General features: G+C 38.6%; 27 protein-coding genes and 1 tRNA gene. 10 read left to right on the top strand and 18 right to left on the bottom strand.

Annotation, left to right across the window (positions count from 1 at the left end; all coding sequences use genetic code 11):
• The first annotated feature begins 108 nt into the window (after positions 1–108).
• The 3 genes from AC012T_RS20380 to AC012T_RS20390 are packed head-to-tail and all read left to right on the top strand — an operon-like array spanning position 109 to position 1,369.
• Positions 109–621 (top strand): DUF29 family protein, encoded by a 513-nt coding sequence (locus tag AC012T_RS20380; protein ID WP_487060542.1) that lies wholly within the window; start codon positions 109–111, stop codon positions 619–621.
• Positions 622–666: 45 nt separating this feature from the next.
• The gene (locus tag AC012T_RS20385) at positions 667–978 is read left to right on the top strand and encodes a hypothetical protein (RefSeq protein WP_487060543.1); all 312 of its coding nucleotides are present in this window, start codon (positions 667–669) and stop codon (positions 976–978) included.
• A 7-nt stretch (positions 979–985) separates the two neighbouring features.
• Positions 986–1,369 carry a toxin-antitoxin system TumE family protein gene (locus AC012T_RS20390; protein WP_487060544.1) on the top strand — a complete coding sequence of 128 codons (384 nt, stop codon included), beginning with the start codon at positions 986–988 and terminating at the stop codon, positions 1,367–1,369.
• Positions 1,370–1,417: 48 nt separating this feature from the next.
• Here AC012T_RS20390 and AC012T_RS20395 read toward each other — a convergent pair.
• The 6 genes from AC012T_RS20395 to AC012T_RS20420 form a co-directional block, all read right to left on the bottom strand.
• Positions 1,418–1,494 (bottom strand) — tRNA-Met (locus AC012T_RS20395).
• A gap of 53 nt (positions 1,495–1,547) precedes the next feature.
• Positions 1,548–2,501 (bottom strand): asparaginase, encoded by a 954-nt coding sequence (locus tag AC012T_RS20400; protein WP_323314469.1) that lies wholly within the window; start codon positions 2,499–2,501, stop codon positions 1,548–1,550.
• Between the two features lie 137 nt (positions 2,502–2,638).
• A complete protein-coding gene (locus AC012T_RS20405; protein ID WP_487060545.1) occupies positions 2,639–3,139 on the bottom strand; it encodes a CGLD27 family protein in 501 nt (166 codons plus the stop codon).
• The gene (rsfS, locus tag AC012T_RS20410; protein WP_487060546.1) at positions 3,136–3,597 is read right to left on the bottom strand and encodes a ribosome silencing factor; all 462 of its coding nucleotides are present in this window, start codon (positions 3,595–3,597) and stop codon (positions 3,136–3,138) included. Before rsfS ends, AC012T_RS20405 begins: the two co-directional genes overlap by 4 nt.
• 468 nt (positions 3,598–4,065) lie before the next feature.
• A complete protein-coding gene (locus AC012T_RS20415) occupies positions 4,066–5,337 on the bottom strand; it encodes a glycosyltransferase family 4 protein (protein ID WP_487060547.1) in 1,272 nt (423 codons plus the stop codon).
• A 637-nt stretch (positions 5,338–5,974) separates the two neighbouring features.
• Entirely contained in the window at positions 5,975–7,024 is a 1,050-nt protein-coding gene (locus AC012T_RS20420; RefSeq protein ID WP_487060548.1) for an anti-sigma factor antagonist, read from the bottom strand.
• A 202-nt stretch (positions 7,025–7,226) separates the two neighbouring features.
• On the opposite strand from AC012T_RS20420, the gene AC012T_RS20425 reads away from it, so the two are divergent.
• Positions 7,227–8,024 carry a 7-carboxy-7-deazaguanine synthase QueE gene (locus tag AC012T_RS20425; RefSeq protein ID WP_487060549.1) on the top strand — a complete coding sequence of 266 codons (798 nt, stop codon included), beginning with the start codon at positions 7,227–7,229 and terminating at the stop codon, positions 8,022–8,024.
• A 108-nt stretch (positions 8,025–8,132) separates the two neighbouring features.
• Here the strand turns inward: AC012T_RS20425 and AC012T_RS20430 are convergent, their stop codons facing one another.
• Both AC012T_RS20430 and AC012T_RS20435 read right to left on the bottom strand, forming a co-directional pair.
• Positions 8,133–8,777: a DUF3318 domain-containing protein gene (locus AC012T_RS20430; protein WP_487060550.1), complete on the bottom strand. Its 645-nt coding sequence runs from the start codon at positions 8,775–8,777 to the stop codon at positions 8,133–8,135.
• Between the two features lie 79 nt (positions 8,778–8,856).
• Positions 8,857–9,414: a hypothetical protein gene (locus AC012T_RS20435; protein WP_487060551.1), complete on the bottom strand. Its 558-nt coding sequence runs from the start codon at positions 9,412–9,414 to the stop codon at positions 8,857–8,859.
• 615 nt (positions 9,415–10,029) lie between these two features.
• Here AC012T_RS20435 and AC012T_RS20440 point away from each other — a divergent pair.
• From AC012T_RS20440 to AC012T_RS20455, 4 genes are all read left to right on the top strand, one after another.
• Positions 10,030–11,100 (top strand): amino acid ABC transporter substrate-binding protein, encoded by a 1,071-nt coding sequence (locus AC012T_RS20440; RefSeq protein WP_487060552.1) that lies wholly within the window; start codon positions 10,030–10,032, stop codon positions 11,098–11,100.
• 123 nt (positions 11,101–11,223) lie between these two features.
• A complete protein-coding gene (locus AC012T_RS20445; protein WP_487060553.1) occupies positions 11,224–12,150 on the top strand; it encodes an amino acid ABC transporter permease in 927 nt (308 codons plus the stop codon).
• Positions 12,151–12,322: 172 nt separating this feature from the next.
• A complete protein-coding gene (locus AC012T_RS20450) occupies positions 12,323–13,345 on the top strand; it encodes an amino acid ABC transporter permease (RefSeq protein ID WP_487060554.1) in 1,023 nt (340 codons plus the stop codon).
• 39 nt (positions 13,346–13,384) lie between these two features.
• The gene (locus tag AC012T_RS20455; RefSeq protein ID WP_487060555.1) at positions 13,385–14,125 is read left to right on the top strand and encodes an amino acid ABC transporter ATP-binding protein; all 741 of its coding nucleotides are present in this window, start codon (positions 13,385–13,387) and stop codon (positions 14,123–14,125) included.
• A gap of 52 nt (positions 14,126–14,177) precedes the next feature.
• On the opposite strand, the gene AC012T_RS20460 is transcribed toward AC012T_RS20455, so the two are convergent.
• A complete protein-coding gene (locus AC012T_RS20460; RefSeq protein ID WP_487060556.1) occupies positions 14,178–14,828 on the bottom strand; it encodes a PAP/fibrillin family protein in 651 nt (216 codons plus the stop codon).
• An 80-nt stretch (positions 14,829–14,908) separates the two neighbouring features.
• Positions 14,909–15,271 carry a hypothetical protein gene (locus AC012T_RS20465; protein WP_487060557.1) on the bottom strand — a complete coding sequence of 121 codons (363 nt, stop codon included), beginning with the start codon at positions 15,269–15,271 and terminating at the stop codon, positions 14,909–14,911.
• An 84-nt stretch (positions 15,272–15,355) separates the two neighbouring features.
• Between AC012T_RS20465 and AC012T_RS20470 the strand changes: the two genes are divergently transcribed.
• Positions 15,356–15,643 carry a ribbon-helix-helix domain-containing protein gene (locus AC012T_RS20470; RefSeq protein WP_487060558.1) on the top strand — a complete coding sequence of 96 codons (288 nt, stop codon included), beginning with the start codon at positions 15,356–15,358 and terminating at the stop codon, positions 15,641–15,643.
• A 2-nt stretch (positions 15,644–15,645) separates the two neighbouring features.
• On the top strand, positions 15,646–16,089 hold the full coding sequence (locus AC012T_RS20475; protein WP_487060559.1) for a type II toxin-antitoxin system VapC family toxin: 444 nt from the start codon (positions 15,646–15,648) through the stop codon (positions 16,087–16,089).
• 132 nt (positions 16,090–16,221) lie between these two features.
• Here the strand turns inward: AC012T_RS20475 and AC012T_RS20480 are convergent, their stop codons facing one another.
• From AC012T_RS20480 to AC012T_RS20515, 8 genes are all read right to left on the bottom strand, one after another.
• The gene (locus AC012T_RS20480; RefSeq protein WP_487060560.1) at positions 16,222–16,698 is read right to left on the bottom strand and encodes a hypothetical protein; all 477 of its coding nucleotides are present in this window, start codon (positions 16,696–16,698) and stop codon (positions 16,222–16,224) included.
• A complete protein-coding gene (locus tag AC012T_RS20485; RefSeq protein ID WP_487060561.1) occupies positions 16,637–17,041 on the bottom strand; it encodes a GIY-YIG nuclease family protein in 405 nt (134 codons plus the stop codon). Before AC012T_RS20485 ends, AC012T_RS20480 begins: the two co-directional genes overlap by 62 nt.
• A gap of 6 nt (positions 17,042–17,047) precedes the next feature.
• Positions 17,048–17,347, bottom strand: coding sequence for an SH3 domain-containing protein (locus tag AC012T_RS20490; RefSeq protein WP_487060562.1), 300 nt, complete (start codon positions 17,345–17,347; stop codon positions 17,048–17,050).
• 282 nt (positions 17,348–17,629) lie between these two features.
• Complete coding sequence (locus AC012T_RS20495) at positions 17,630–18,112, bottom strand: DUF29 domain-containing protein (RefSeq protein WP_487060563.1); 483 nt, start codon at positions 18,110–18,112, stop codon at positions 17,630–17,632.
• A gap of 132 nt (positions 18,113–18,244) precedes the next feature.
• Positions 18,245–19,648 carry a ferredoxin:protochlorophyllide reductase (ATP-dependent) subunit N gene (locus AC012T_RS20500; RefSeq protein WP_487060564.1) on the bottom strand — a complete coding sequence of 468 codons (1,404 nt, stop codon included), beginning with the start codon at positions 19,646–19,648 and terminating at the stop codon, positions 18,245–18,247.
• Between the two features lie 151 nt (positions 19,649–19,799).
• Positions 19,800–20,639: a DUF5331 domain-containing protein gene (locus tag AC012T_RS20505; RefSeq protein WP_487060565.1), complete on the bottom strand. Its 840-nt coding sequence runs from the start codon at positions 20,637–20,639 to the stop codon at positions 19,800–19,802.
• A 32-nt stretch (positions 20,640–20,671) separates the two neighbouring features.
• Positions 20,672–21,538 carry a ferredoxin:protochlorophyllide reductase (ATP-dependent) iron-sulfur ATP-binding protein gene (gene bchL, locus AC012T_RS20510; RefSeq protein WP_071191546.1) on the bottom strand — a complete coding sequence of 289 codons (867 nt, stop codon included), beginning with the start codon at positions 21,536–21,538 and terminating at the stop codon, positions 20,672–20,674.
• Positions 21,539–22,161: 623 nt separating this feature from the next.
• A complete protein-coding gene (locus AC012T_RS20515) occupies positions 22,162–22,410 on the bottom strand; it encodes a TIGR02450 family Trp-rich protein (RefSeq protein WP_015216057.1) in 249 nt (82 codons plus the stop codon).
• Positions 22,411–22,474: the final 64 nt, after the last annotated feature.

Here is a 22,474-nt window from a genome sequence, read left to right on the forward strand (position 1 = left end):
TCAAAACCTGCTTTTGGGAGTGCCACAAGTAAACAGATTTAACTATAAAATACAATTATGCACTGGTTGAATAAATATTCACTTATTTATAACTTGAGGTTAATACAGATGACACAAGAATTAATCGACCTCAGAAACAGCATTACAGAAGGACGTTACACAGATGCTTTAGCAATTGTGGATGAATTAGAGGGAATGAGTAAACAAGCAATTATACGTAATATTCAAGCTTTTTTAAAGATTCTGCTGATTCATTTGATTAAAAACCAAATTGAGCAAAGATTAACCAATTCTTGGATTGCGTCTATTCGTAATTCATTGATAGAAATCAAAAAACTCAACCTGAAAGATAATAAAAAATCCTATTACATCAATCAAGATGAATGGCAAATTTATCTAGAAGATGAAGTTACACTAGCAATAGCAGATGCAAGTTTAGAGGTTTTGAATGGTACTTTAAAAAGACAGCAACTTTCGCAAATTTTAAATAAACCACAATTAATATTAAATGCAATTGAGTTATTAGCAATGACATATAATTATCCAAATAGAGAATTACCAGACATTATAGATAATTATCTTGCTCAATTACCTGGTGTTGAAGATGGGAACAATGGCTAGAATTATCAACTAATGCCAAATTATTAAAATTTAAGGTAAATGAATATGAATACAAAATTGGTTGAATCTCTAGCCAAAATTATTTTGTCTTTATCTGAAGAAGAAAGAAAACTATTAGAAGTTAAAATTAAAAACTTACCAACATCTTCAATAGTTAACCAATCAAGCAAACAAAATATCTTAGATTTAGAAAATCGTTTAAAACAATTTGAAAAACAATATCAGATGTCATCAAGCAGTTTTTACCAGCAATTTAAATCAGGTAAATTAGGAGATGGAATGGACTTTTTTGAGTGGAGTGTCTTCTATGAAATGTGGAATAATGCACAACAACAATTAACACCCACAGAGAGTTAATTTGCCAATGGAACTCCAAGATTATATTATCAGGGTTAAAACAAAACTGGATACAAGTTCAGCAGTTAAGGAAATTGTGATAGTTGATGAAAGAATTTTACTAAATCGAGGTTACTTCCGAGCCAGATTGACTTTAAATAACGGTGACTTTCTAGAACTTGCTGAATCTTTTACTATCACAGATGAGGATTGTGTTACTCTTGATTATCGTTATCAATGGATGGATAAAACTAAGGAAAAATTGAGAAAGCGTTGGGATAGTGTCAGGCATTTTCCCAATTTACCGAATTTTCCGCACCATGTCCACATCGTTCAAGAATCGAACGTAGAACCAAGTCAATGTCGGAATATCCTAGAATTAATCGACTTGATTGAAAAAGAACTTCAATAAAACAAAACCCCGCAATCAATTAAGATTACAGGGTCTTCTTTTCCAATTTGGTGGCGGGAAGTGGATTTGAACCACTGACCTTCGGGTTATGAGCCCGACGAGCTACCAGGCTGCTCTATCCCGCGTTGCTTTTGTCTCTCGACTTCTTTAATATAGCGCGAAGTCAAAAGTTTGTCAACTACAAAAGCGATAATTCTCCAATTACTTCCAAACGCTTGTATTTTCCGAGGTTCATAAACTTCTCAGATAGGCTCTGGGCAACGCTGGGAGTAATCCAGCCCATTTGTTGCAGCAGGTGAATGGCTACGGCATATTTTGCCCGTTTGGCTCCATCCATGACTTTAATTGCTAATCCCATGCCTTCACCAAGTCGGCCGATGCACTGCACACCTTCTGCACCAGCTTTGCTGACAAGTTCACTGGGAGCTAGGCGCATCAATTCGGTGTCAAATTCCCCATCTCCAGCCACCATAGTGGGATGATGATTCATGGCGCGGACGACACGTTCCATATCCAAGCTATTGCTAGAGGCAAGCACCGCATATAAAGAAGCCATTTGACTGAGTTGCATTAAATATGTGGGTGCGCCACAGTCATCATGGGCGGTGAGAAATTCTTCTGCTGGCATTCGCAGCAATTCTGCTACTTTGGTGATAATTAACTGCTGGACTGGGTGTTTACGATCCAAGTAGTTGTTTAAAGGCCAATGGCGTTGCTGACAGACGGCTAACATTCCGGCGTGTTTACCGGAGCAGTTGTATTCTAGAGGACTGCGTTTATCTTTAGGAATTGGGCATTGGAGGGCAGTTGGATCAAGATCAGCCCGCCAAATAATGTTAAATACCTGTCTCACCTGCTCTAAGGTTCCTTTGTGGGAACTGGTGATGATGGCTAAGTCGCGATCGCTCAAATCGTATCGCTCTAGTGTGCCTGTGCTGGCGACAGCTAAGGCTTGAAATGGCTTGAGGGCTGAACGGACAAATGCAGCGGTTTCGGCGTTGCCAGCAACTGACAGAACTCGTCCCCGTTCGTCGCTGACTACAGCCTGGACTATATGCCGAGATTCGATAATACCTTCCCGCAACAACCGGACTTCCAGTGCTGCGGACTGAGTTCGTTTTCCCATTGTCATGGGTTTATATCTATTTTGTAGGTTGTCAGTTGTCAATTGTCAGAGGGAAAAGGCAATAGGCAATAGACAGTAGTCTATTTTCCCCTGTTCCTTGTTAAGAGTTCCTAATGACTAATGACTAATGACTAATGACTAATTTATAACAAATGCCAAACTATAGTACCAATAAGATACATTAAAGCCAAGGCTGCAAAGGTAATTTGTAAGCGTTGGAGAATGGGTTTAATTTCGTAGGAGACAATCAAGCGATCGCGTGTGATGACATCCTGGGGTTTTGTCCAGGTTTGTCCGTCGTACCAACCAGATTCTTCATAGAATACTGTGGGGCTGTAAAGGCGATCGCGCACATAGAACCAACCCAAGTACAACCGCACCAATACCATCACCACTCCAACGCTCGCTGTGGCTGCTCCACACAGCACAAAATAAACCAGATTCTTTTGTGGAGGAAAGCTGGCCGCAGCTACAGGCCCTGCCAATAGCCACGACCAACTCCAAATCCAAAAAATTTTGCTGGTGTAATCGCGCCACTTTGCAGCGCTATCACGAAACAGCCATGCATTTTTTAACTCTTCGTACTCATTGAGCGGTTGTTGTTCTGTAGGAACTGGGCAATTAGAAACCGAGGATTTCATCATCTGGGCTGATCCTCACCGTCATCGGAGTTTGGTAGCGAAATGCGTTCGGCATGAACCCAGAACGCTTCTAAATTATAAAACTCACGTTCTTTTGGCATCATGATGTGAACGATCACGTCGCCATAGTCTTGTAGCACCCAACTTCCCTCAGCCTTTCCTTCTGTTCTTAGGGGACGACGTTGCAAATCGCTTTCAACTTTGGCTTCAATTGCTGCTGCGATCGCTCTGACTTGTACCCTAGAATAGCCAGTCATCATCACAAAGTAGTCAGACAGGTAAGAAACCTCTGCTACCCTGAGCAGTAAAATCTCGCCAGCTTTGCGTTCTGACCCAGCTTCGGCGATGGTTATAGCTAATTTGCCACTGCCATCATCAGTTTGAGCCATTGATCTGTTCACAGTATTCTTTGTCAGTGGAACAGATTGTAGGGGGAAATTTCCTTGGAAATAATCAGTCATTAAACCTCAGGTGCTTTTTTCCTTTTATAACAATTTGTCTGATGTACTTACAACAAACCGACAATTGTGTGAATAGGTTTTTTTGAATAGTGACATACTCCACACACTCCTTTACCCTTCGGTGAACAGGTAAGTGTGGGCTTCTCAGCGACTCTTCTTTGAAGACATTAACTGAGCTTTAAAGTCCTATGCCCTAGGAGCTTTTTTGTAAAATTATTTAACAAAAGTTAAATAGGCTGCTTTTCAGCATTTAATTTGTATTACACCTATCAATAAAATTATATCAGATTTGACTAGTTCGTGAATCAGGACTTACGCAATTGGCATATCAGCAGGGTGCGTTAGACTTTATAAATCCTGCAAATAAACAGATATTTGATATCTGATGTGGTTGGTGAGCTTGCCGAACCACACCATGCAACTTTAGTCATATCAGGTTAAGAAATACACATATACCTTTAAAAGCTATTAAACTTCCTGTTTAGTAATCACTATTGGTTGAATTGCTTTACCATCTGCCATCAACGAGTGGCACAATGTTTCGTACTGATTTAAGGCTTGCTCAAATGCATATTGCTCAATCGCATATTGGCGACTATTGCAACCAAGGGTTTTTACCTTTTCCGGAGTTTGGTACAAGTCTAAAATTGCCGTTGCTAAAGCTTGGGGATCTTCTGGAGGTACAATCACTCCACCACCGCTTTGTTTAATTGCTCTCGCTGCCGTACCATTATCCGGTACAGATCCCACTAAGGCTCTGCCACTGGCAAGTAGAACTTGGATTTTTGATGGCATATTGAAGGAAATCACGTTTTTTTTCTGCACTACCAAACCCACATCTGCTGCTGCTAACATTTGCGGCAGATCTTTTCGGTCTTGAAAAGGTAATAACAAAACATTATCTGCGCCCCAGTCAAGACATTGCTGTTGCAACCGCTGCAAGCCTTTGGCCTCACCGACAACCACGAAAGCAATTTCTGGGATATCACGTAGTTTTACAGCCGCTTTAATCACTGTCTCTAAGCCTTGTGTTAAGGCAATGTTGCCAGAATATAAAGCCACAAATTTACCATTTAGGTTATGTGTAGCACGGAAAGGGTTATCTTCTTGTGGTAATGGACGGATGAAGTTGACATCAACCCAATTAGGAATTTGGACGATTTTTTCGGCTGCTATATCCTTAGAAAGCAAGTTTTCTACAAACCCATCAGCAATTACACTAATTTTACTGGCGGATGAATAGGCAAATTTTTCTAATGCTGTAAATATTTTAATCAGCCATTTGTTTTTCAGCAGACCGACGTGGATAGCTGCTTCAGGTAATATATCTTGTAAATTTAAGATCACAGGACAACCGCGTAACCATCCTAAAAGTGCAGCAGGTACGCACACTGGTAAAGATGGTGACGTAGTAATAATTACATCAGGTCGCCAACCCATGATGGCCGGAAAAAAACTGGTAATTACAAAACTAGCATCTAGCATCACTCGATCTAACAGGTTTGGTTGGGGACGAATCCAAACATAACTACGTTGGATATCAACTCCTTCCTTTTGTTCGTTTAAATACAACTTACCCCGATAGTCTGGATAAATTTGACGTTCCGGGTAATTGGGCATAGCTGTAACTACGCGTACTTGATGTCCACGTTTGACCAGTCCCTCTGCTAATTCAGTCATTAGCGGGGCTATACCAATAGGCTCTGGGTGGTAATTGTAGGAGTAAATTAAAATCCGCATAACAAATTAGTCGGAGTTTCCTGGTTTTTTGTTGAACGAAAATCAGTATTTGTTTTTAAAGTCACTGTGGATCATAGAGTCACCTGTATAAATTCATTATCTCTTTATACATATTTTTTGCCAGTAAATTTTCGTTGAAGATTATGTAAATTTTGATATTAGCTTCTTAAATGAAGATGCAGTTTTTGATGCAACTGTTCCATGAAGTCTATAGAAACTTTGTATTTTTGAGATTTTACAACCTATAAAAATGTAGTTATTAATACTTTTTAAATTTTTATGGAAACAATGTATTTGCTGTGTACCTAATATTCTCTCTCTGGTGTACTTTTTGTCAACTACAGCATAATTCAAGAGTCAGAGTTCCCTCTCTCACCTGAGTTCGACATAAGATAATTTGTGGAAAACTCGCCCCCAGTATGAGTCTCAACGCCTTATTCTCTCGCTCTTAAAAATCATCACTCCGTTCGCGTAGCGTCTCCGGAGGAGAAACTCCGAACACCGAACTCAGGTTCTCTCCATCAATAACAGCTAAAATTTACCCAGAACCGCTTTGGGCTTGGGTAAATTCAGAAATTAAATTTGGTAGTTTTAGCAGTAGATTACATATCAAAAAAAATTCAGTTTGCGGTTTTGGCTAAACAGCCCCACTGTTTTTGTTAAACAATATGGCTATTGTTTTGAAAATCAGCCTTAAATCGTAAACGAAAGTCCAATTTTTTTGATACTGTAAATCCAGGCGAATGACATCCTCAAAACTGCGTACTGTCGAGCGTCCGTTGACTTGCCATTCGCCCGTCATTCCTGGTTTGACATCAAAACGCTGCCACTCTGGTACTTCGTAGCGTTCTACTTCGTCTGGGGTAGGTGGTCTGGTGCCGACTAAGCTCATTTCACCTTTGAGGACGTTCCAGAATTGTGGTAGTTCATCTAGACTTGTGCGGCGCAAAAAGCGACCTACGCGAGTAATGCGGGGATCGTTATCATTTTTAAAGAAAGCGCCTTCTACTTGATTTTTGACTTGACCTTTCTTAGCTTCGGCATCCACGCACATTGAACGGAATTTCCAAATATAGAAACGCTTCCCCATCCAACCGCAACGAATTTGACGGAAGAAAATTGGTCCGGGATCATTGACTTGAATGGCGATCGCAATGGGAATGAATAAAACCGCTGTAATTACTAAACCTGTCAATGATCCCACTATGTCAATCAGTCTTTTCATCCAAGAGGTGACAGAAGGATGAGTCTGAGGTAGCGGATCTACTTTCCGAGCAACGTCTTTCCGACTATCTCCAGGGTGATTAGATTCTATTGTTTTGCTGCTGTTCACAGACTCAATAGAAAATACCTGATCTAATCCTGTCAGATTCAGCACTGCCATCACTTGGGGGGTTACATTACGAAGTACGAATGAGATCCCTTGTTCTTGGGCATATTTATAATTACTTACCAAAGCCCCTAAACCGCTACTATCCATAAAAATAGTATTTTGGAAGTCGAGGACAACTTGCTGGGGATGGGAATCAGCTTGCATTAAGTTTCGGCAGGTTTGCTTTAAGCTGACAGCCTCAAGCACGCTCAAACGCATCGACATTTGCACGATTGCTGTGTCCTGAAGGTAAGTAACTGGGAAATCTGCCTCTGTGGGTTGGCTACTCATGAAGCTATGCACTTTAGTTGCCATCTAAATCTAATCTGCCAAACATAAATTTTGTCCTAGAAAATTAATTAACCTAATTTTGAAAAAGTAGGATTAAGGACAAGTAGTTAGTTTTTAGCGGAGAGCTTAGAAATCGCGTGCTAGAGTTCACAATAGAACAAGAAGCTAAAAACATACTTGCTGCTGTGACGACTAGGTGCGATTTCGCACTGCTATCTATCATCTCATGATTGCTAAAACTATAGTCAAACCTACCGCACGCCTGGTTGAAGTTTTCTCTGCTATTCAAGGGGAAGGACTGAATGTCGGGACACGTCAGATTTTTATTCGCTTTGGTCTTTGTGACTTGCGTTGTCACTTCTGCGATAGCGCCCAGACATGGAATGCACCTGCTGTATGTAAGATAGAGCGTTCACCTGGATTCAGAGACTTTGAAAGCCACTCTAATCCTGTTTCCTTGCCCATTTTGCTCCAATGGGTGGAAAGGCAAAACTTGCCTTCTTTACACGATAGCATCAGCTTAACGGGAGGCGAACCACTTCTTCATGCCCCTTTTTTAGAACAATTTCTCCCGGAAGTGCGATCGCTCACAAATTTACCCATATATCTGGAATCTGGAGGGCATAGGCCAGAGCAATTAGCCATGATTCTCCCCTACCTTGATTCTGTGGGTATGGATTTAAAACTGCCCAGTGTTAGTGGCGAAACTCATTGGACAGAACACGAAAAATTCCTCCAACTCTGCTTTGATGCAAATTTAGAGGTTTTTGTCAAGATAATTGTCTCTCAAAGGACAGATCCTGATGAATTAAGACGCGCTGGGATGTTAGTCGGGGGAGTACATCAGGATATCCCTATATTTCTGCAACCTGTTACACCTTTGGCAAATTCGGAACAATTCAGTCAAGTACCAGTTTTGGCACCTTCACCAGACCAAGTTTTAGAATGGCAAGCTTTGATGAAGCAGTTTGTTAAACAAGTGCGGGTAATCCCCCAAACTCACAAAATGCTGAAGCAGATGTAAGTGGCAGGAGTCAGGAGTCAGGAGTCAGGAGTCAGGAGTCAGGAGTCAGGGAGAGAAAATTCTTACTCAATACTCGGTACTCAATACTCGGTACTCGGTACTCGGTACTTACATTCCACCTTCATTCATGGTTTTAGATTTGGCTTTGGCTTTGTTGGCGCTGCGTTTGAGGGCGGAAAGTCTGGCTTCGTAGCGAGAGCGCTGGCGCTTGTTGGGAGTGTTTTCAACTAAAGTTTTTAAGGCGCTACCTAAACTCTTGTAGGCGTTGGGGAGACTATAACCAAAGCGAGTTGCTAGTGCGATCGCTTTCTCGTCGGCATCGAGTATTTCTTTAATTTGTTTATCCCCGTTATTTTTTTGATAGAGTCGCCAACCGGATACGCCACAAAGTGCTAAAGCTAAAACTAGCAGTAATCCATCCTGCACCCATAATTCACCGACAGCACCACCTAAACCAATTGCCAATGCTGCCATTTCCCAACCATCTTTGGGAATCGTGTCATTTTGAACACGAGCAACTTCATGCCAGAACAGCAGATTACGCTGATCCATTGCTAGAGCATCCCATTTCACCAAGTCAATTTGAATTTCTACCTGGTCTTTCCCAATTTCTTCGCAACGAACCAGGGGTGGATTGACTTCAGTTGTGCCTTCAACCGTTACCCAACTTTGCAATTCTGGTGGTAGTAAGCTTTTCAAGCGCCGGAGTTCACTCATTTCCGCTTTGGCAGAGGAAGTTGTATAGGATGTCATAAAAATCCAACCTTAAAAATTTCAGTATTATAGTGAGGTTATCACTTTGGAGTATAGCTATTTTCAGTGATTATCCGCCTCACTCGTTTGGAAAACTGCCCCGCTTTTTTCGAGCTGCCATGGCCTTTTCCAGCAGATCGAGTAGTCCTGGGGCTTCTTCCTGAATACTAAGTAACAGTCTTTCTCCAAGTTCTATATTACCAGGATCTTCACCGGTTGCCATCACCTGTTGGAGTCGGGGTAAGGCGATATTATCCACAACCTGAATTAATCCACTGAGACAACGGTGAAATTGTCTTTCTGTCAGAATTGAGTCTTCTAGAGGAAACTCAATAATGGCGCGGATTTCGCCATCGGATGGATCATATTCCCATTGCAGCATTTTGGTTTCCCAAGAAATGGCCAGCATTGTCTGGAGAATAGATGCTTTGTGAGGATGCTCTTTCACTCCCGCGAGAACTTGAGGCGCAAAGACTCGGAAAAATTTTCCTTCCTCATCTAACTGAACAACAATCAGAAAGTCTTCTAAGTTATCAGCTTCTACACCTGTAATAATTCTGTCTTCATCATCATCACAACGGTATTCCCAGCCAAGATTGTCTAAATAATTGGCTATCTGTTTCAGATTAGCTCCCATAAAAGCCTCATAAGGAACGGTGGAGCGGCTGTTACCAGACCTAGTTTAACCTGCTATGGGTCTTGATTTAGATTGGTGCAGCTTCTTTTTTTTGATAGTGTAGAATTTATCCAGATTCCACAAAAAGAGCTAAAAAAGTGAAAATGAGTACCGAATTTCTGGTAAGCTCATGTTTGAGTTTGGTTGATTAATAATTGTGCATTAACCAATCTCAATAGCTAAAATATATCACTTTATCTGCTCATTATTTTTATCTAATGCAATAAATCCCCTATTTTTATCTTCATATCTTGACAGGATTTATTGATATAAAAAGATATAAATGGTCGGATAGAATGTCGATTTCATGTTTTTAATCATTTAAATTATTGGCGACATAGAACGATAGCAAATAACTAAATTTTATTATGTATTACTAATATAATAATCCTAAATGATTTATGAATTTTCCGTTGAGTTAGGGAAAAGGAAAGAAGACTTTCAGTGTGTACCGATCCTGTTTGAAAATCAAATAGAAGTCCTATATAAAAATGATTATTTGTACTATTATGAGAATAATTTATACGTTATTGCTCAATGCATTCAGCTTGAATACCTTGAATATCTGGAAAATTTATGCGTAAATCGGCTTTCATATTAGCGATCGCTCCTTTTTTAATTTTCGCCCTCAGTGCTTGTGGTGGTGATTCAGGCACAACAGGCAATACAGCCAATAATCCAGGAACTCAGGTGACTCGGAATATTGCTAATACAGTTAAAAGCCGTAACAAACTGATTTGTGGTGTTAGTGGTGAATTACCAGGATTTAGCTTTGTGGGAACTGACGGTAAATATAGCGGTATTGACGTAGATATTTGTCGTGCTGTGGCAGCAGCTTTGTTTGATAATCCCGATGCGGTAGAATTTCGCAACCTGAATGCTAAAGAAAGATTTACAGCCTTGCAAACTGGGGAAATAGATGTCCTCAGTCGCAATACTAGCTGGACACTCAGCCGTGATACTTCAGTTGGGTTGGATTTTGCACCTGTAGTATTTTTCGATGGTCAAGGAATCATGGTTCGCAAAAATAGCGGGATCAAGACCTTATCAGACCTGAAAAACAAAGCAATTTGCGCTCAAACTGGTACAACTACCGAACAGAATCTGGCTGATCAAATGCGGAAACGAGGTGTTACCTACAAACCTGTTGTTTTTGAAGACGTTAATATTACCTTTGCAACTTATGCCGAAGGACGCTGTGATGGTGTGACGGCTGATCGTTCGGCTTTGGTTTCTCGACGCACGACTTTACCCAAACCGGAAGATAATGTAATTCTCGATGAGTTACTGTCCTCAGAACCTCTCGCACCAGCAGTCGCTAAAGGTGATACTCAATGGAGTGATGTAGTTAAATGGGTGGTTTATTCTCTCATTAAAGCTGAGGAATTGGGGATTAATTCTCAGAATGTAGCTCAATTTGCTACCAGTAACGATCCAGAAATCAAGCGTTTTTTGGGAACAGAAGGCAACTTGGGTGCAGGACTTGGCTTAACAAATGACTTTGCAGCGAAGATAGTCAAACACGTCGGTAACTACAGTGAAATTTACGATCGCAATCTGGGTAAACAAACAAAGCTTAATCTCCCCCGTGGTCAAAATCAACTCTGGACAAAAGGGGGTTTACTCTATTCTCCCCCATTCCGGTAATCGTGACTGGGAAAAAAGGGTGTAGGAGAGAACAGAGAGAACCAAAAGATCAGGGGGAATATTATTTTTCTTCTATCCTCATCCTACTGTCACCTGTCACCTGTAACCTGTCACCTTCTTCCAATGACTAATTCAAGACCACCGATATGGCGTGATTACCGCTTTTGGCAACTTGCAGCGCAATGTATAGCTGTAATTTTAGTGATCGCAATAGTTGCTATTTTGGGGATGAATCTCAACCGGAATTTACAGCAATTAGGCATTAAATTCGGTTTTGATTTTCTTCAGCAACAAGCATCTTTTGATATTGGCGAAACTCCTCTTAGTTATAAACCTACTGATACCTACACCCGCGCTTTATGGATAGGTTTAATCAACTCTTTGCGGGTAGCAGTGGTGGGAATTTTGCTGACAACAATTGTAGGGATAACAGCGGGAATCGCTCGCTTGTCTGATAATTGGTTAGTGCGAAATATCAGTCTAGTTTACGTAGAGATTTTTCGGAATACCCCATTATTACTCCAATTGCTATTTTGGTACTTTGCTGTTTTCCTTGGTTTTCCTAAAGCAGAAAATAAATTTTCGGTCTGGGGGTTAGTCTACCTAAGTCAAAATGGAGTAGAACTGCCTGGATTTAGCTTTTCTCCAGAATTTTCAACTTTGCTGCTGGGATTAACGTTTTACACAGGTGCGTTTATTGCCGAAATTGTCAGGGGTGGAATTCAATCAGTAGCTAAAGGACAATGGGAAGCAGGACGGTCTTTAGGACTGAAACCCGGTTTAGTCATGCGGTTGGTGGTGATTCCCCAAGCCTTGCGGGTAATCATTCCCCCACTTACCAGCCAGTATTTGAATTTAACCAAAAATTCTAGTTTAGCGATCGCAATCGGCTATCCTGATATTTATTTTGTTGCTTCTACCACATTTAACCAAACCGGCAAAGCAGTAGAAGTGATGTTATTAATTATGCTCACCTATCTCACCCTCAGCTTAATCATCTCCTTCATGATGAACTTATTAAATCGTTCCGTGCAAATCAAAGAAAGATAACAATTAAGAATTCAGGAATCAGGAATCAGGAGTCAGAATATTTGTTAAATCAAAAATATAGAAAAGCGAGTTTTTTAGGAAATTATCAAGCTCAACTCAAAAACCCTGATTCATACTGAATTTTGTTTTCTGAATCCTGACGATAAATAAAGATAAACAACAAATTTTTCCAATGACTCAACTTACTTGGTTACGCCAAAATTTATTTAGTAATTGGTATAACAGCTTATTAACAATTTTCTGTTCAGTATTTATATTTCGGGTAATTATAGGATTCTTAAATTGGGTATTTAATCAAGCACAATGGCGAGTAATTCAAGTTAATTTACCTTTATTTTTAGTTGGTAGATTTCCTCAAAGCTTATATTGGCGAATTTGGATAGTTCTAGGAATTATTATAACTTTAAGCGGGATAACTTGGAGCGTATTTTCTAAAAAAGAAAATATCATAAAACGCAGATTTTCTAAAATTATTATCCCTACCCTTGCACCAACATGGTTATTATCTTTCCCTCTGATTATCTGGCTAATAGGAGGAGGATTAGGCTTACAATCTGTATCAACAAACTTATGGAACGGATTGCTGTTGACCTTATTAATGGCAGTAATTAGTATTGTCCTTTCCTTTCCCCTTGGGGTTTTGTTAGCATTAGGACGCACAAGTAAATTATTTATAATTCGTTGGTTTTCCATCCTCTATATTGAAATAGTCAGAGGATTACCACTCATAGGAATTTTATTTATTGCTCAAGTCATGTTACCCTTATTTTTACCAACAGATTTACGTTTAGATCGCTTAATCAGAGGAATAGCTGGACTCGTGCTATTTAGTGCCGCATACATGGCTGAAAATGTGCGTGGTGGACTGCAATCAATACCCAGAGGACAAACCGAAGCAGCAAAAGCACTAGGATTTAATACACCTTTAGTATTAATATTAATTATCTTACCTCAAGCCTTACGTGCTGTTATTCCCGCAATTGTTGGACAGTTTATTGGCTTATTTAAAGACACTTCACTTTTATCTTTAGTGGGATTAGTCGAACTAACCGGAATTGCTCGCTCTATTTTAGCACAACCGCAGTTTTTGGGGAGATATGCGGAAGTATATATATTTATCGGCTTGATTTATTGGATATTTTGTTACTCAATGTCTTTGGCTTCTCGACGGCTAGAAAAACAGTTAAATAATTAAAAAATCCAATTTATATTTATCAATTTGAGGTTGAAATTCATGGAAGAACAAACACCGATTATTATTGCTGAAGATGTTCACAAGTGGTATGGTAAATTCCACGTTCTTCAAGGAGTGAGTTTAACAATCAATCGGGGGGAAGTTGTTGTTTTAATGGGGCCTTCGGGTTCAGGTAAATCAACTTTCATCCGTACATTTAACGCTTTAGAAGAATATCAACAGGGAAATATTAGTATTGATGGAATTACTCTCAGCCGTGATTTACGAAATATTGAAAAAATTCGTAAAGAAACGGGAATGGTATTTCAGCAGTTTAATTTATTTCCCCATTTAACAGTTTTAAAAAATATCACCTTAGCACCAATCTGGGTGCGTAAATTACCAAAAGCTCAAGCTGAAGAATTAGCAATGCAACTGTTAGAAAGGGTGGGAATTTTAGCACAAGCAAATAAATATCCAGGACAGTTATCTGGTGGACAGCAGCAACGAGTAGCCATAGCGCGTGCCTTAGCTATGCAACCTAAAATCATGCTATTTGATGAACCAACTTCAGCATTAGATCCAGAAATGGTGCGAGAAGTATTAGATGTGATGAGAAATCTTGCTAGTGAGGGAATGACAATGGTGGTAGTGACTCATGAAGTTGGTTTTGCACGGGAAGTCGCAGATAGAGTCATTCTCATGGATAGTGGTTCTTTAGTTGAAGAAGCGACTCCTGATATGTTTTTTACTGAACCGAAGGAAGAAAGAACACGGAAGTTTTTATCACAAATTCTTTAGCTAAGAAAATTAGTCAAATTTATTTGTATCTGCCATTTTTTACCCCTTGCTATTACCTTAGTTCAGCAGGTAAATTAGATAAATTATTGGCTTTATTAAGAATGAATAAACTTTCATCACCCCCACGTCCAATTCTTAAAGTTTCATCTAAATAAGTAATATCGAGAGTAGCAATTCTACCTTGAGGATTATTAGCTGTGACAACTTTAAATGGATTTAGTTGAGGTGTGTCAATACCCAGAATTTTTTCAATAGCTAAATAACGTTTATCAAAATCAACATTAATGCGTTTATCTGCTGAACCGGATATATCTACAGCAGGTTCAAAACTAGCTGTTACTTTCACATATCCCGATACTATCCCCAGAGGATGGTTAACTTGAGCTAGATTAAAAAACAGTTTATTAGCAACATTAATTACTTGATAAACTTTACCTATCTGTAAACCCAATGGTAAGGAAGCTAAAGAACGTATTTCTCTAGCTGTGGAGTATTGAAGTTGCCAAGCACCATCTAACAAAGCAGTAGCATGGAGAAGAGGTTGAGGATTAGGATTAAGACTTTCTAGTTCTGTTGTCAATTGTTCAATTTCTTCAGCTAAAGTTTGATCCAGCTTTAAATTAGTAACAGGAGAACCATCACCTTTAGTTTGAATTTTATTAATTATTGCTTGTAATTTTTCTTTCAAGAGTTGATTATTCATTTAGATTTAATTGTTTTAAAGTTAACTTAGAAAAGTATAACCCAAAAAAGCAACAGGAATGTAAAATCGAGCCATGACTGTTAATTAATCGCAGGTATTAAACCACGTTCAACAGCCACTTTTAAAGCTTTAGCTTTACGTACCAAACCACTTCGGTAAACTTGCATTATCTCGTCTAGTTGGCTATTTTCTATATCATTTAGCTGTCCTTCTTGCTGACGTGCTAAAAGGTCGCTGAGAATTTCTTGCTGTTGACTTTCCATTTGCAAATCGCACAATATTAAAACCTGCTCATCTGGTAATGATTCTACAGGTAATTCATTACTAGCACGGTCAATCCATTCTAATAATACATCTTCAAGACGGCGGTGGGTAAAAGCAGCGATTTCTTTAGCTTTTTGCACCAGGGTTTCCGGTAGTTGGAGAGTGATAGTTTCAGACATTTTGATAAAATGAAACTGTTATCTTTTATTTTAACTCTAAAATGTTAATATACAAGTAACCTAGTAAAACCTAAGTTAAAAACTATGACCAATATTAATATTTCTGTACCTGAATCACTGAAAAGTTTTATTGAACAGCAAATTGTTGAGGGTGGTTATAATTCAGCCAGTGAATATTTCCAACAGTTAATTATTCAAGAAGCACAGCGCAAAAGTAAAGGAAGTTTCGAGAAGTTGCTGATAAATCAGGAAGAATTTGAAACTACTTTAGATGAATTAGCTGATGATTTTGCAGCTTGTGTTGGGAAAAATGCACCTGTTTTGTCAGATTATGCTGTTAGTCGTGAAAGTATTTATGAGGATCATCCTTAACAGTGGAATATTTAGTAGATACGAATATTTTATTGCGCCTTGTGCAGCGTACTGATCCATTAAATACGGTGATTAGAAATGCAGTTAGAAAGCTGAAGAATGATGGGAATATAATGTTAACTACTCCCCAAAATTGTGCTGAGTTTTGGAATGTGGCTACAAGGCCAGCTACAAAAAACGGATTTGGTTTAACACCCAAAGATGCAGATAGACAGTTAAGATTAATTGAGCGGATTTTTCCCTTATTATCTGATGTACCTACAGTTTACCCAGAGTGGCGTAAATTAGTTGTGAAATTTGGTGTATCAGGTGTTCAAGTGCATGATGCTCGTCTTGCTGCAACTATGAAGGCTAATAATATAGCGCATATTCTGACATTTAATACAGGTGATTTTAACCGTTATGCCTCTGAGGGAATTATAGCTGTTAATCCAAATACAGTGTAAAGAGCGGTATATTTTGCAGATGCGATCACACTTTTTATTTCTTTTGCGGTATTTGTCCAATACACCACGCAACCGTTAAAAAAACATTAGTTATTTCCTTCTCTATTCCAACCATTTAATGTATTAAATAATCTAAATTAATTGGAAACCTCCTAAGTTTAACAAAATTTGAGCAAATGGAGATTTTTCACAGTTAGTAAATCCTACTGTCAAATAACTTTTTTTAAATTCCTTAAATCCAGGTTGATTGTTAAGAATAATGTAAGGTTCAATAAATATTTTAGAATTGCCTCCATATACTATATGATCTTGCACATAACTGTGATTAAGTTCGCAACCATAAGGAATAAAACAGCTTATCAATATATAGATTTTTTCATGTTTGAACATAATTAACTCAGACAAATTATCATAATCTTCTATTTTATAATCTTCATAATTTCCAGAAGCTATTAAAAAAATAGGACGTTGACTTTCAATAGCTTTATTTATTAAACTTATCTTTCTTAAACTTGTATTAATGGCTAGTTCTTCTCCATCTTCTACATTAAAATGTGGACAATATCCTGCCTGTTGCGACTTGATGAGTTTGAATGTAAACTCCTCCAAGTGATAATTTAGGCTGAGTAGGGACAGCTTTTCTATTGAGTTCTGGCTGATAATAATTAATAGCTTGCTTTTCTAGTCTCCTGAGATTTTCTGTAAGGTTAGAAATTCTATTTAATAAATCTTCGGTGACAACTCGATAACGTATAACAGCATTTTTAAGTTCTGCAAATTCTGATTGACGATGATGATTTAGGTGACGATTTCTCAAATTAAGAGAAAGTCCTATGTACATAACAGGAAAATCACTACTACCAACATAATAAATACCTGGTTTTGTAGGTAAATCTTTACGTTGATGATATGGTAAAAATGGCATTTCTGTGTAATTGAGATTTAGCTTCATATTTAATTAGCGATTGTAGCAACTGATAAATTCTCTAAATACCCAACCCCAAACCCTATATTTATCATTGTGATAACCAGAGATTTTTGCCCAAGGTTTTCCTTTATTATCATAGGCAATTTCCAAGATGTAAACTTCCTTGCCATTTTTCAATTGATTTATAATTTTACCATTAGGGACATCTCTTACATTCAAAGGAGTACCTGTAGGGTCAGTTACTTTACACACTTCCTCAGCTTTTGCAGGTAAAATTACAACATTAACACCACCAAACAACACTAAGTAAACAACCAAATAAGACCACATTTTTATAGCTTTCGTAAGGATTCAGGTGTTTGAAACCCAGTCACAGAGGCAGTTTCAAAATTGAATTTTGTTTATTAACCTACCTTTAGTCGCAACAAGGAACGAAAATATATGCGTTACACAAATCTTGTTGAGAATATAAATTTATGCCTAATCCCCGGAAACCATTATCAGAAAAAGGTTGTAGAGATTTTGGTATGACCTGAATCCTTACTAGCTTTCATATATTTTATTCCTTACTTGTAACACATAAATAAATTGCAAACTCCGATAAAATTGGTATCATTTAGCCCCGTTCATATCTCCATAAAAATCATCATCTAATAACTGCTCTAAAGTAAAAGGTAAATCAAGAGGATATTCTGCTTCATCTGGTTTTCTCACTCCCAATTTAGCATTTTTGCTTTCTTTGATCGCCAGTTTTCTAGCATCAGCATAAGCTATAAAAAATACTTCATGAAAATAATTTTTAAAAGAAGGATTTTCTTGTAAATCTTTTTTAATTCTAAACCGATGTTCAGTAATAGAACTGTACCAACTTCCTTTCATCATTTCAGGAGCATCAAATTGAACAGTTAATTTGAGTAAGTGGGCAATTAAAATTGTTAAGTTACTCAAAAATGACCGTTTTTCTGATTTCCCCATATCTTCTAATTCTAATAATAAATGTTCCCAATCAATATCATTAAAATGTTTTTCTTTGATTTGCGTAATGATAGTTTCTCTCCAAAGATTAAAATCTTGTTCATATAGTTGATGGTTCATATAGCTCTATCCACTCAATCAAAAGCATAACTTACCAATTATAACATTCCTCCTCTCTCCGCGCCTCTGCGTCTCTGCGTGCAAAAAAAAAGGACGAACTAAAAAGTCCGCCCTTAAAATTGCCGAAAAAACTTAAATCTTCGCTTCTTCTCTCACCAACTTATCCCAACCCAAATCCTTCAAATTATTATTCCTTCTTAAAGGACGAGTTACCAATTCCAAAATGTCACGGGTATTACCAAAACCGTGAATTTGAGCAAAGGTAAACTCCACAGACCACTTAGTATTAATACCTCGTGCTTCTAATGGATTAGCATGAGCCATACCAGTAATTACCAAATCAGGTTTCAACTCATAAATCCGTTGCAGTTGATTGTAATTATCAGGCTTCTCAACAATAGTTGGTAAAGGTGAATTCATTTCCTGACAAGTTTTTTCTAACAAAGCCAACTCAGCAGCTTGATAGCGTTTATCCATGTAAGGAATACCGATTTCCTGAACAGTCATTCCACAGCGAATCAAAAACCGCGCCATAGAAATTTCCAACAGGTTATCACCCATCAAAAACACAGATTTACCACGAATTAATTTCACATAATCTTCTACACCAGCCCATATCTGCGCTTCCCGTTCATCTAAACCCTTGGGTGTAATTCCAAACACAGAGCAGATTTTTTCAATCCAAGCGCGGGTTCCGTCGGGGCCAATGGGGAATGGTGCGCCAATCAGCTTACACTTGCGGCGACGCATTAAGGTTGTAGCGGTGCGGCTGAGGAAAGGATTAACACCCGCGACATAATACCCTTCTTCAATCACAGGTAATTCTGTAAACCGTTTTGCGGGTAGCCAACCAGAAACTTTAATCCCTTGTTTTTTCAATTCCAAGGTTAACTGAGTCACTACGGGGTCAGGTAAAGAACCAAATAGCACCAAAGGTGGATGATCTACATACTCAGATTCATCTTGGGCGATATCTTCTTTTTTCTTACCGAAATTCATCAGCTTCTGAATGGCGTTGCGCTCGCCTTTTTCAGTTTCCGATACAGGAGACTTTTCAGGACAACGATGAGCCATAGCGGCTAATACAGTGTCCTCTCCTTGGGTGAATGCGTAGTCGAGTCCGTTAGCACGGGCGACAACAATGGGAATACCTAAATCAGCTTCTAACTTGGGTGCTAAACCTTCCAAGTCGGTTTTAATAATTTCTGTGGTGCAAGTACCAATCCAGACAATTACACTAGGATTGCGATCGCGCTTAATTTGCTCACACAATCGTTTTAATTCTTCATAATCGTTCAATTGTGCCGAAATATCCCCTTCTTCCAACTCTGCCATTGCATAGCGGGGTTCAGCAAAAATCATCACTCCCATTGCATTTTGCAGAAAGTAACCGCAGGTTTTTGTCCCAATCACCAAAAAGAAGCTATCTTCAATTTTTTGATATAACCACGCAACGCAGCTAATAGGGCAAAAAGTGTGATAATTTCCAGTTTCACATTCAAAATTTAAAGCTTCTGGCTGTTGAGCAACAGTCATATTAATATTCTCCCCTTAATTTTTAAAGCTTGTAAAGCAGATGATTGGATATTGGTGATTGGTGATTGGTGATTGGTGATTGGGTTATTCATTCCCCTCTACTTTCTTCCCTATCACCTGTCACCTGTCCCCTATCACCTGCTTTCAACAATTAATTATTGGGGAAGAGACGAGCCATTTCTGATTCATCAAAAACCTCTGATGGCAGTTCTTCACCCAAAAGGTCATTATTTTCTTCACCCTCTGGCAGGGATTTTTCATCACCCCAGACATCAGACAACACATCACGAAATGCGCTCTCTTCAGGTTGACCTAGATCATCAAACTCATTGTCATCAGATAGATTTAAATCACCTAATGCAGACGCGTTGTTGTCTTCCGTTAAAGTCATAGACTCAAAGGAAATGCCACTAAACTCATCCACTGTTTCTACACTGGAGGCTGGTTCGGACTCTTCTAGGATGCTTTCACCGGCTAAAGAAATCTCATCGAAAGCATTGTCATCTACCAGTGAATTGCTTTCGTCCCAGTTGACTTGAGTGACATCGATCATTGTGAATTCTTGATCAATCCCCTCTCCCCCAAGATCACTTACATCAGTGCTTGCTGATGGTTCCTCTTCCAGAACATCTTCAGCAATATCTTCTAGCACTTCAGGGATGTCTTCAGAAACGTCCAAGTATCTTTTTGGTTCTGTTGTCGGACTCAAACGGTTTCCGAGGACAATATCTGGGTCAAAATGCAAATCCAATACTTCAATCAGAGTATCAGCATCTGGATTTAATTTAGCAAAAGGAAACATTAGCTGGGCTAGTTTGGGTTCTAGCGCATTTACCACTCCCAGGATGAGGTACGAAGATGGTCGCTTCCCTCCATCGGGGGTATAAACCGATTCTATTGCCATTTGCAGGGTAATCCAATCGCGGTTCACCTGAAAGAATTGCAACCACTTTTGCTTGATTGAGTCCGTAAAGCTATTAAAGAATGCCATAGTCTCCCCCCATCCTGACGAGGTAAAATGTTTTATACAATCATCAAGTCTAATTCCTCTTCTGCATTAGTGGCTTGTGGTTTACTCGGATTTAGATAAAAATCTGACAACAAAGAGAAAAGTTCTCTATCTGGAGCATCGTTAGGAACAACACCTTCAGGACGTGCCAAGATTTGGTCAGCGATGCTAAGGTAATAGTCGCAAACGTATTCCAGTGAAGGATCTGACTCTGCCATTTCAAACAGTGTTTTACCTTTGACGCGGGAAACACGGATATCTTCAATCAGAGGTAATACCTCTAAAACTGGCATTGGTACTGCTTCGATATATTTCTCAATCAAGTCGCGCTTGACAGTGCGATTACCAATTAACCCAGCTAAACGCAGTGGGTGAGTCCGTGCTTTTTCACGAACTGAAGCTGCAATTCGGTTAGCAGCAAACAAGGCATCAAAGCCATTATCAGTAACAATCAGGCAATAATCGGCATAGTTGAGTGGTGCTGCAAAGCCACCACACACAACGTCACCAAGTACGTCAAATAAAATTACATCGTACTCATCAAAAGCATTGAGTTCTTTAAGTAGTTTTACAGTTTCACCTACTACATATCCACCGCAACCTGCACCAGCAGGAGGCCCACCAGCCTCTACGCAATCTACACCACCATAGCCTTTGTAAATTACATCTTCAGGCCAAACATCTTCGTAGTGGTAATCCTTTTCTTGCAGAGTGTCAATAATTGTAGGAATCAGAAACCCGGTAAGTGTGAAAGTGCTGTCATGTTTAGGGTCACAGCCAATTTGTAGTACTTTTTTACCGCGTTTGGCTAGGGCAACTGAGATGTTACAGCTAGTTGTTGATTTGCCAATTCCACCTTTTCCGTATACTGCTAATTTCACTTTTGATTGCCTCTTTAATAGTTTCTTTTCAAACTTGCAGCCTTCACCTAGCCTGTATTAGCGACGTGTGAGGTGTGTGAGTGTCATTATTGTGCAAATTTCCTAGAAAAGAAAGAGGCTGTAAATTTGAAATTTGGCTTTAGAGGGCGTAATTTAGATAAATAAATACTTTAAATCATCAATTAGGCTTATAAAGCTCAAAAAAATTCTCAAAAATTCTATTAAATTAATTTATAAAAAATAATTAATAAAATAGTTACAAAAAACAAAAAAAATAAATTCTCTGTTTATAACTGTTTACAAACAATTCTAGTCATTTATTTACAGCTTGTTATCAAGCAGATAGGCTTGTTTTCTCGTCAAAAAAGAATTATTATCAGTTAAGACTAAAAACATAACAATCCTTACGGCTGGCTATACCCAAGAATTTTAGAGAGTATATAAATAGATGCTTTCAGGCAATTTACTCAATATGGGATGATTTAATTGGATGAAAAATGCCTTCTGCTGGCTAGGGCTAAGAATTGTTAGTTGTAAATAATTATTAAATTAAAAAATTTATTATGTAAAAACTAATTAAATCATGTCACCCATAAATTTGATATATAAATATTAATTTAATCTTAATTTTTTTCAACAGCATTGATTTCCTGCAATGATTGCCAACCGGCGTGCCACTGGGAATTATCTTGTAACAATTTCGCATTCAACCAAAAGCGGACTTGAGGATCACAAGCAGCCACCATTTCTGCATATACCCACTTACCCTGATTTTTCCGGTTAACAACTTGAAAATGTCGCCACCCATCAATTTTTTGTTGTGCTGTCCACTTAGAACCGAGTAAATAGGGAAATTTTTGTTTTTTAGGCATTTTTCAGGTTATAAAAATCCATATCGGAAATTGAATAATTAGTGCGCTCATTGTTCTGAGCAAG

It is taken from the genome of Anabaena sp. EIM26 (assembly GCF_057568715.1).